The organism is uncultured Nostoc sp., from assembly GCF_964247315.1.
GTDB lineage: Bacteria > Cyanobacteriota > Cyanobacteriia > Cyanobacteriales > Nostocaceae > Nostoc.
Genome location: NZ_CAXTTT010000198.1, coordinates 1 through 8,854, shown reverse-complemented (window position 1 = coordinate 8,854; position 8,854 = coordinate 1). Strand labels below are relative to the sequence as shown.

Sequence of the window (8,854 nt, the reverse complement as noted above, 5' to 3'; positions counted from 1 at the left end):
CTTCTCATGCTTTATTTACCTTTTTTTAAATAATAAAAAGTGGGATGCTCCCAGTGCTATCTTCTTGATCGGATGGAAACTTCAGAGTTTGGACAGGTTCATCATTATTGTTGTTTGTGGCATTATTGCATCCACCGATAATCGCTTTTGATTCTTCATCAGAAAGGTCTTCAATGGTTTGCCCTTCCAAGAATCGAGCAAAGAATGGTACTGCTTGTGAATTCAACTCTTCTGGTTGGTTTTCAGACACAATATTCCTCCTATAAAGACTGAACCTAAATTTATACTGTATCTGATTATATGACACAATACTTACCAAGATTTTTGCCCAAATAAGAGTTTATACATCAACTCACCCTCGGAAATTGGCGTTCGCGTAGCGTGTCCTTTAGGACAAGATATTAACTTAGCAAAACAAGTATTAATTTATCTTTTACAAAATAGTTATTTTTGTGTAATTATGTTTGTATAAAGTTAAAAATATATTAATTCTTTTTAAGCAAGTATGGACGGGGTGCAATTGTTCATGCACCGAAAATTTATTTGAAACCTGAATAATCACCCTTAAAAGCGCGACATTCCCAAGAATTATTCACTTCAAAATAATTCAAAATATTCTCTTTGCTCCCAGTTAGTCACCTGCTTTAAATACTCTTCTGGTGGCCGACCGGCGACGGACTGTAAAAAACGATTAATTTCACTTTGTTTCATCTTAATGATGAAGTTGATAAACTGATGCCCCATTTTTTGAGAAAAAAGTTCGCTTTGGCTCAAATATGAAATCGCCTCTGGCAAACTTTTGGGTAAGGTCGGACTTTCTGTCGCGTAAGGTGACTCCGTTGGGGAGCCAGGGTCAAGTTTACGAGCTACACCATCTAACCCAGAAATCAATTGCGATGCCATATACAGATAAGGATTGGCTGCTGGTTCTCCAACTCGGTTTTCAATGTGGGTGCTGGGATCATCAAAACCACCTTGTAATCTAATCATTGCCCCTCGGTTTTCCAATCCCCATCCGGCACGGTCAGGAGCTAGGGAATAAGGCCTAAATCTTTTGTAGCCGTTAATTGTCGGGGTTGTGAACACAGAAGCGGCATTGGCGTGTTCAAGAAGACCACCAATGAAATGTTTACCTAAATCTGACATGAGGGTTTCGGAGTTTGCAGACATGAATGCATTCTCGCCTGTGGTTCGGTCTACAAGGGATTGGTGCAAATGCCAGCCATTGGAAGAACAACCTTGCAGTCCTGGACGACACATAAACGATGCGATGTAACCTTGTTGACGGCAGATTTGCTTGGTCGCCATTCGGAATATCATCATTGTATCCGCAGCTTGTAATGCCGGAATCGGGTCAAAGGTAAATTCAAATTGACCGACACCTCCTTCGTTTTCCACACTCCTTAAAGGCAATCCTATTTCAACTAAGTTTTCTGCCAGAACACATAGCAAATCGTGAATCTCTGGATTGTGTGATTCTAAAAGGTATTGGAAGCTATGCTCTACAGCGCTAACTTTGGCAGGTTCACCAGGTTTTCCAGAAGTACCAACATTAGCGATCGCTAACATCGGATCTTCTAACTTTGCCAGATACCACTCAACTTCTAAGCCGATAATATGCTCCAACCCTCTTTGATATAACTCTACCAATGATTGGCGCAAAATACCGCGACTGGAAAAGGGCATTGCCTGACCATTTTGAAAGTACTCGTCACAGAGAATAAAGCCAGTACGTTTTGCCCAAGGCAGAATTTTGAAAGTATCAGGGTCAGGAACAGCCACAAGATTTGGTGCACCTGTCATTGAAGGCATATCTAAACTACCACCAGGAACAAACGGGTTAAATACTATTGCACCACCAGTATCAAACAGGAATGTCCCTGTGCTGATTTGCATACCGTTTTCTAAGGCGCTGAAAAACGCTTGGGGTAAGAGCGACTTGCTGCGAACAATGCCATGCTGATCTGACCAAGCGGTACGAATCAACAGTAGATCCTGTTCTTTAACAACAGCCTCGATCTTTTCAGATGCTGATTTTTGGATTTTTGTCCACAGGTGATGACGCTCAATAAATCCAGGTCTTTTCATTACACAACGAAAATATTTTAATGTTACTAATTATTTGGCTAGTACGCGATCGCTACCTGACGAAATGGGCAATACTATAGTGGGAATAAAAGTAAAACCAGTCAGGTACAAGACTATGGCTAAGTCTGTGATGTACTTCATCTATGTCGAAACTTAATTATTAGTTTTTCAATTTTTTGGAGGAGAGAAAAATGAAGAAGTTCGCCAGTTTAATGATTGTCGGGGCAGTATTGTCGATTACTGCGCCAGCCTTTGCTGAAAATCGTGCGGTTAATATCAGTATTGGCAGTATTGGTGGCCCCTTAGATAATGCTGCTTTGCAAGCAATTCGCCAAGTTATCGGGTTTGCAGTCGGCACTAGCACCGTCGATAAATTCATTGTATATAGTCCTAGAGCAGGATCTCCTATTCCCATTGAAGGAGGTTTATCTGCTTGTGCTGAAGCTGGCTTCGGCACAAGCAATACAAAATTTAATGCTTTTATTCAGGAATTGCGTTCAATTAATCCCAAATCAGGGACTTTCTACAATGTAGAACTTACCGCAAGCTGCAAACAAAAATAAGACGTTTGCACTCAAGCGCGGTAGGATGGGCTGAAGTACGAAGCCCATCCATTGAGTTACATAACCCTTTTTCATCACCCAAGCCCAAAGATGTATTTTAATAATATTGACAAAATTTTACCCTTGTGATGTCTACAAGCCCTGCTACCTCTAAAAGGGTTGTATCCCTAACAAAACTGGTAAATCCAGAGAGACGAGGTGTTGATAAGCTAGATCGATGACCCGCTTACCTCTAAGAAAGCCTGTATTAGCTCCAGGACAAATATACTGGAGAGTTTCTGGTGTAAAACGTTCTAACAATAATCGAAGGCTCTGAATTTGCCTTGGCCAATGAAAGGTTTTATTTGTCCGTAATGGTACTGCTTGACCATGCTGGTTAGGGAGTAAATGGCGACCAGAAAATAATATACCCCCAAGTTCACTGTAATAGAGACAAGATGAGCCAGGAGAATGCCCTGGTGTCCAAATTACTTGCGTTGCGGCATCAAGATTAAATTCTTGCCTAAAGGTAGTTACGGTTAAGCCTGGTAATAAATAAGCTTCTTGTTCTTGAATTAGCACCTCGCAGCCAAAGGCTTGCTGAAATTCAGCAGTCTTACCAATGGCGCCGCGATGGGTGAGAAATAACCAACGCACGCCTCCATGCGATCGCAAAAAATCTTGATTTGTTTTTTCTAATGCAGGGCAATCTATGAGGATATTGCCTTCATTTCTTACAATAAAATAAGAGGTTCCCCCTAATGTGTCCCGATTGGGTGGAAAGGCAAAAATGCTCTCTTGTGCGAAGTTCGATTGCAGAGAACCTGTGCTGAAAACTTCGTCAGGGAAGACAGCCCGTGGCAGCTTAATTGTATGACTTGGCTGTTGAGGTAAAGGGCACATAATCAAAGAACCGAAACTGAGGAGTTGTGGACAATTTGATCGCAGTGTGGAAATTCTCAAGAATTGAAACTTGAGCGTTAACCAGCACTGTTAACCGTTGTGAAAAAAATTGGGATTTGAGGTCTGCCTTGTAGTTAATGCTATGGTGCTGAAGCTACTAGTGGGGCGTTTTGTCAAAATTACTGAAGATAATATGGCATTTTGGTTTCTGTTTATCCTCCTGCTGGGGCTAGCTACTTATCTCATGGTGCAGCGCAGCGTTGCTCACATCACCCGCACTCCTGTATGGTTGTTGTGGCTGGTTTTAATGACACCAGCATTCCTGTTGAGTGGATGGACGCTAATCTACGGAGCGAAACAATCTGCACCGCCAGAGCTGATCCTCTGGTCGGTATTTGTCTGCACAGTCTTATACTGGGTATTGTTTCAATGGGGGCGTCAAGTACCAAGAGATACACAGACCGAAGCCCAAACCCAAGCCTCAGAATCACAACCAACTATCCAGCCTACCCCAGAACCAATAGTGCGTCCCATTGAACCAACGGAAGAAACCCAACTACGAAATTGTTTTCCTTGGTCTGTATACTACATTCAAAATATTGAGTATCGACCACAATCTGTGATTTGTCGGGGGCAGTTGCGAACTAAAGCCAGCAATGCTTACCAGCAGATTAAAACTAATATTGAAGCACAATTTGGCGATCGCTTCTTGCTAATCTTTCAAGAAGGTTTCAATGGCAAACCTTTCTTTGTGCTGGTTCCTAACACTCAAGCTGCAAAACACGCAAATACACCACAACGCAACCAGGAACGGTTAACTCGACCAGGATTAGCGCTGATGCTACTAGCAGCTACTTTGATCACTACTACCTTTGTGGGACTGCAAAATGCTGGTGTTACTCTACCGCCTATTTGGCAAATTGGATCTTTGTTCAAACTTCTATCTAATCCAGATGTCTTATTCAAAGGATTACCTTATGCTCTAGGATTGATGACTATTTTAGGTATTCACGAACTTGGGCATTATTTGACAGCTAGATTTTACAAGATTCGCTCGACGTTGCCTTACTTTATTCCTGTACCTTTCTTCTTAGGAACTTTTGGCGCATTTATTCAGATGCGTAGTCCTATTCCCAACCGCAAAGCTTTATTTGATATTAGTATTGCTGGGCCACTTGCAGGTTTTGTTGTTACTTTGCCATTACTAATATGGGGTTTGGCTCATTCTGATATAGTTTCCCTGACTGAAAAAACCCAACTTTTAAATCCTGATGCTCTCAACCCTAAGTATTCAATTTTACTGGCTATACTCTCGAAGTTAGCTTTGGGAAGTCAGTTAACAGCAAAATCAGCCCTCGATTTGCATCCAGTTGCAGTAGCAGGTTTTTTAGGACTAGTTGTCACGGCATTAAATTTAATGCCTGTGGGACAATTAGATGGAGGTCACATCGTCCATGCGATGTTTGGACAACGAACTGCGATCGTAATTGGTCAAATTGCTCGTGTGTTGTTGCTATTACTTTCTTTAGTTCGGGAAGAATTTTTGGTGTGGGCGATTATCTTATTATTTATGCCGTTGATTGATGAACCTGCACTGAATGATGTCACTGAATTAGATAATAAACGTGACGTTTGGGGGTTACTGGCAATGGCTTTGTTGATTGTAATTATTTTGCCATTACCGCAGGCGATCGCTAACTTTTTGCAAATTTAATCAAGTAAACATATTAGCGATCGCGTTCTCAAGCTTTATCGTTTTGCTAATTCTGGAGTCCGCCCTTTTAAGCCAATCATCAATTTCAGCATAAATACTTTTAATATCGGTACTCGCTGCAAAAACCATAAACCCAGACGACGAACCACCACCACAGGGAAGAAATTATTAGAAAACATCCGATCTAACAGATCGGTGAAACCTAAAATTGTCAGATTCTCTAGCTGGCGCCAGCGTTCATAACCTTTGAGAATCTGAATATCGCCAATATCTTTACCCGCCTTGTGCGCTAGTTGAATTACTTGCGCCAAAGCTGCGGCATCCCGAATACCCAAATTTAAACCTTGTCCGCCGACGGGATGGCAATTGTGCGCCGCATCACCAATTAATGCTAGTCGGGGGAGAACGTAGCGATCGCTTTGCATGAGTTGTACTTGAAAAACAAAGCGATCGCCTAATAATTCCAGTTTCCCCATCTGATCGCCATAGCGGCGGCTTAGTTCTGCCAAAAATTGCTCGTCATTTAAGGCACACAAAGCTTTTGCCTCTTCATGGGGGGCAGTCCAGACAATGCGGCAACGGTTTCCCGGTAAAGGTAATATCGCAAAGGGGCCGCTAGACCAAAATCTTTCGTAAGCCGTGTTATTGTGGGGTTTTTCTGGTTTGACAAAAGCGACGATGCAAGATTGCCAATATTTCCAGCCAGAGGTTTTGATTCCAGCCGCTTGGCGAATTGGCGATCGCGATCCATCTGCGGCTACAACTAATTTGCTCTTAACTGTCTTTAGTTGATCGGCAATTTTAATATCAATCGCGACTATATGCTGCTGGTATTGCGTATTAACCACTTCCGCCGGACACAAATAAGTCACGTTGGGGCAATCTTGGACAAAATTTTGCAACGGCTGCAACAGCGCTTGATGTTCCGCCACATAACCCAACTCTGCTGTATTTATATCATCTGTGGTAAATTCCACCACATCGGGATAATCGGCATCTGAAAGACGAACTCGGCAATACTTGGCGATTTGCGGCAGCATTTTGTCCCAAACGCCAATTCCTTGATAAATTAGCGACGAAAGCTGATGAACCGCATAAGCTTGTCCCTTGGCTACCGCAGCAGATGACACTTTCGCCTCAATTAGTAAAATACTTAAGCCAGAATCTTTTAAAGCAGAGGCTAGAGTTAACCCAATAATCCCACCGCCGACAATTACCAAATCATATTCATATCCCCGCTCATTTGGCGGTGTTGATTGAGGGGAAATTTGCTCAAGCTGCGTTGGGGTCATTATTAAGTTAGGTTACAGCGTCTTAACTCTTATTTTGACGCGATCGCGCCTTCTTGAGCAAGTTAACAACTCAAAATTAAAGACAGCCCTCATCCCCTAACCCCTTCTCCCATGTTGGGAGAAGGGGAACTAGAAAATTTGCTCCCCTCTCCCAACAATGGGAGAGGGGCCGGGGGTGAGGGCAAAATATGGCAAGACGCCAACCCCACAAGATTGAATAAATTATTTGCTGACTCGATAGATTGGTCTAACCTGACGATAAGTATTAAGTAAGCTGAGAAATTTCTGACCATCAAAATTTATCGGGTCAACTTTTTTACCAGAACGGTCTACTAAATGGTGCGTAGTGATGCGATGATCTGGAACTTGACTTTGAGCAATTAACCAAGCAAGAGAATGATATTGAGCTTCCCTATAGCCGCTATGGGTTTGTTGGCTGCTACTGTCATAACTATCTGGCGGTGTTTCCAAAGAGACGTGATAAGCAAAATTATTCACAGACGCGGGCAAATTCGGATTAGTCTGTACAGTTTCCACTCCCTCGGAACTCTCAAATACTGAGTTAGCCGCACCAAAAGCCCGCTTTTCTGGCGGTACTAGATAAACTACTGTTCCGTCTAACTTGACTAAAGCGTGGTAACTTGCTTGCACACTTTCATCAGTATGAGCTACTTGAAAGAAATTAACGGCGCTGGAAGCAGAATAACCAGTTTCATGGAGGACGATAATCGGTTGGTTGTGGAGAGTTACGCCGTTAACATCTTGAACGTACCGTTCTCCATAGTTACTTGGGTCAACCGAAGCAACTTGATAATTAGGTCTGTACTGTGCAAAAGCTTGAGTGGTTACATACCTTGCTACAGATTTGTTAGTCTTGACTGGGGACTTGATAATATTTTGAAATTTCTTCTCTGGCTCTTTCGCTAATTGGAATTGCGCCTGAGGATATTGACTGAAAGCTGTAACCTGTGGATTGGATGTACGGGATATTGTCGGATTGTTGTGTAATTTTGTTGCTCGTCCAATTAGCAGCACTACTATTAGAGTGGCGAACATCAGCCAGATTAGTAGTACTCTAGTCACCCAGTCTGTAAACTTCATTTTTCTAATACCCGTAAAACCGTAGATATTAATTTATAGCTAAACTGGCGTGTCAGTCTTAGAGGCGCACTTCTGTAAACCCCTAGCGCTTATGGTATCTAAATAATAATCGCTATAATACCTTAATTCTAGTCAAATATACCCTATTAGTATATATAGGAATCCTAAGTAATTGTTTTAAATGCTTGCTCTGTCATGGAGCTATTTAAATACTCTTAAAACTATTGCTGCTGGTTTAGGGAATAGTTGATGAATTGTTTCTCTACAATTCAAGATCACAATCTCAAATCTAAAATAGTTAGCGTTTATACTCTGCTGCGTGATGTTCGCATATCCAACCCGAAAACTAGAGATGATACCAAGACAGATTCAAAGCTTTCTTAGCATTGTATGTCTATAAAATGTTTTACCCACACCTTTTGCACTAACTACTAACAGTTTATAAACTTACTGCCGTTGGCTATCCTCTAACTTTTCTCGAAGATAGGTCAAAATCGCCTGCGCTCCTTGCTTGACAATCTCAGGCGGCGGCAAGGTCAATTGTGGGTTGTTAGCGAGTGATAGCCATGTCAAGTTGGAGAGTTGACCGATTTCTGGCGGCAAGCTACTTAATTTATTGTTAGCAAGGAATAGCACCTCCAACTTGGAGAGTTGGCTAATTTCTGGCGGTAGGCTGCTGAGTTGATTGGAATGGACGTATAGCGTTATCAAGTTGGAGAGTTGGCAGATTTCTGGCGGCAGGCTGCTTAGTTTATTGTTAGAGAGGTATAGCTCCCTCAAGTTAGAGAGTTGGCCAATTTCTGGCGGCAGGCTTCTTAGTTTATTGTTAGAAAGGTTTAGATGCGTTGCTTTTTCTCTGGCAGCTTTTTCTATAATTTGCAACAGTTCTTCGTTCGTCACCAGCAAACCTCACAAACTATGTAGCAATATTTACCAGAATAGTGTATTGCAGTAAATGGGGAGTAAGGGTAGATTCGTGTGTTCTATCTACATGAAAACTGCTTTATATGTTCAAATTAGCAGGGTGCATAGGCGTAGCTTGTGGTAGACATCGTTAACCTCGCAATAACATTCACTCATTCACGAGTATCAAAGACTCGTTAATGGAGTTCAAAGACTCATTAATGGAGTTCAAAGACTCATTAATGGAGTTCAAAGACTCATTAATGGAGCTAAAAGACTCATTAATGGAGCTAAAAGACTCATTAATGGAG

General features: G+C 42.0%; 8 protein-coding genes. 2 read left to right on the top strand and 6 right to left on the bottom strand.

The features are described from left to right. Positions 1-25: 25 nt before the first annotated feature. Both ACFE93_RS33040 and ACFE93_RS33035 read right to left on the bottom strand, forming a co-directional pair. Positions 26-250 (bottom strand): microviridin/marinostatin family tricyclic proteinase inhibitor, encoded by a 225-nt coding sequence (locus ACFE93_RS33040; RefSeq protein WP_375480088.1) that lies wholly within the window; start codon positions 248-250, stop codon positions 26-28. Between the two features lie 347 nt (positions 251-597). Continuing rightward, a complete protein-coding gene (locus ACFE93_RS33035) occupies positions 598-2,088 on the bottom strand; it encodes a glutamine synthetase family protein (RefSeq protein ID WP_375480086.1) in 1,491 nt (496 codons plus the stop codon). 191 nt (positions 2,089-2,279) lie between these two features. Between ACFE93_RS33035 and ACFE93_RS33030 the strand changes: the two genes are divergently transcribed. Continuing rightward, the gene (locus ACFE93_RS33030; protein WP_375480084.1) at positions 2,280-2,651 is read left to right on the top strand and encodes a hypothetical protein; all 372 of its coding nucleotides are present in this window, start codon (positions 2,280-2,282) and stop codon (positions 2,649-2,651) included. A 150-nt stretch (positions 2,652-2,801) separates the two neighbouring features. Here ACFE93_RS33030 and ACFE93_RS33025 read toward each other — a convergent pair whose 3' ends face one another. Next, positions 2,802-3,533, bottom strand: coding sequence for an MBL fold metallo-hydrolase (locus tag ACFE93_RS33025; RefSeq protein WP_375480082.1), 732 nt, complete (start codon positions 3,531-3,533; stop codon positions 2,802-2,804). A 193-nt stretch (positions 3,534-3,726) separates the two neighbouring features. On the opposite strand from ACFE93_RS33025, the gene ACFE93_RS33020 reads away from it, so the two are divergent. Then, the gene (locus tag ACFE93_RS33020; protein WP_375480090.1) at positions 3,727-5,247 is read left to right on the top strand and encodes a site-2 protease family protein; all 1,521 of its coding nucleotides are present in this window, start codon (positions 3,727-3,729) and stop codon (positions 5,245-5,247) included. Between the two features lie 35 nt (positions 5,248-5,282). Here ACFE93_RS33020 and ACFE93_RS33015 read toward each other — a convergent pair whose 3' ends face one another. The 3 genes from ACFE93_RS33015 to ACFE93_RS33005 all read right to left on the bottom strand — a co-directional run bounded on the left by ACFE93_RS33015 (position 5,283) and on the right by ACFE93_RS33005 (position 8,540). After that, positions 5,283-6,539: an FAD-dependent hydroxylase gene (locus ACFE93_RS33015; RefSeq protein WP_375480080.1), complete on the bottom strand. Its 1,257-nt coding sequence runs from the start codon at positions 6,537-6,539 to the stop codon at positions 5,283-5,285. A 222-nt stretch (positions 6,540-6,761) separates the two neighbouring features. Then, positions 6,762-7,640: an N-acetylmuramoyl-L-alanine amidase gene (locus ACFE93_RS33010; protein WP_375480078.1), complete on the bottom strand. Its 879-nt coding sequence runs from the start codon at positions 7,638-7,640 to the stop codon at positions 6,762-6,764. Between the two features lie 447 nt (positions 7,641-8,087). Then, positions 8,088-8,540 carry a leucine-rich repeat domain-containing protein gene (locus tag ACFE93_RS33005; RefSeq protein WP_375480076.1) on the bottom strand — a complete coding sequence of 151 codons (453 nt, stop codon included), beginning with the start codon at positions 8,538-8,540 and terminating at the stop codon, positions 8,088-8,090. Positions 8,541-8,854 lie beyond the last annotated feature (314 nt).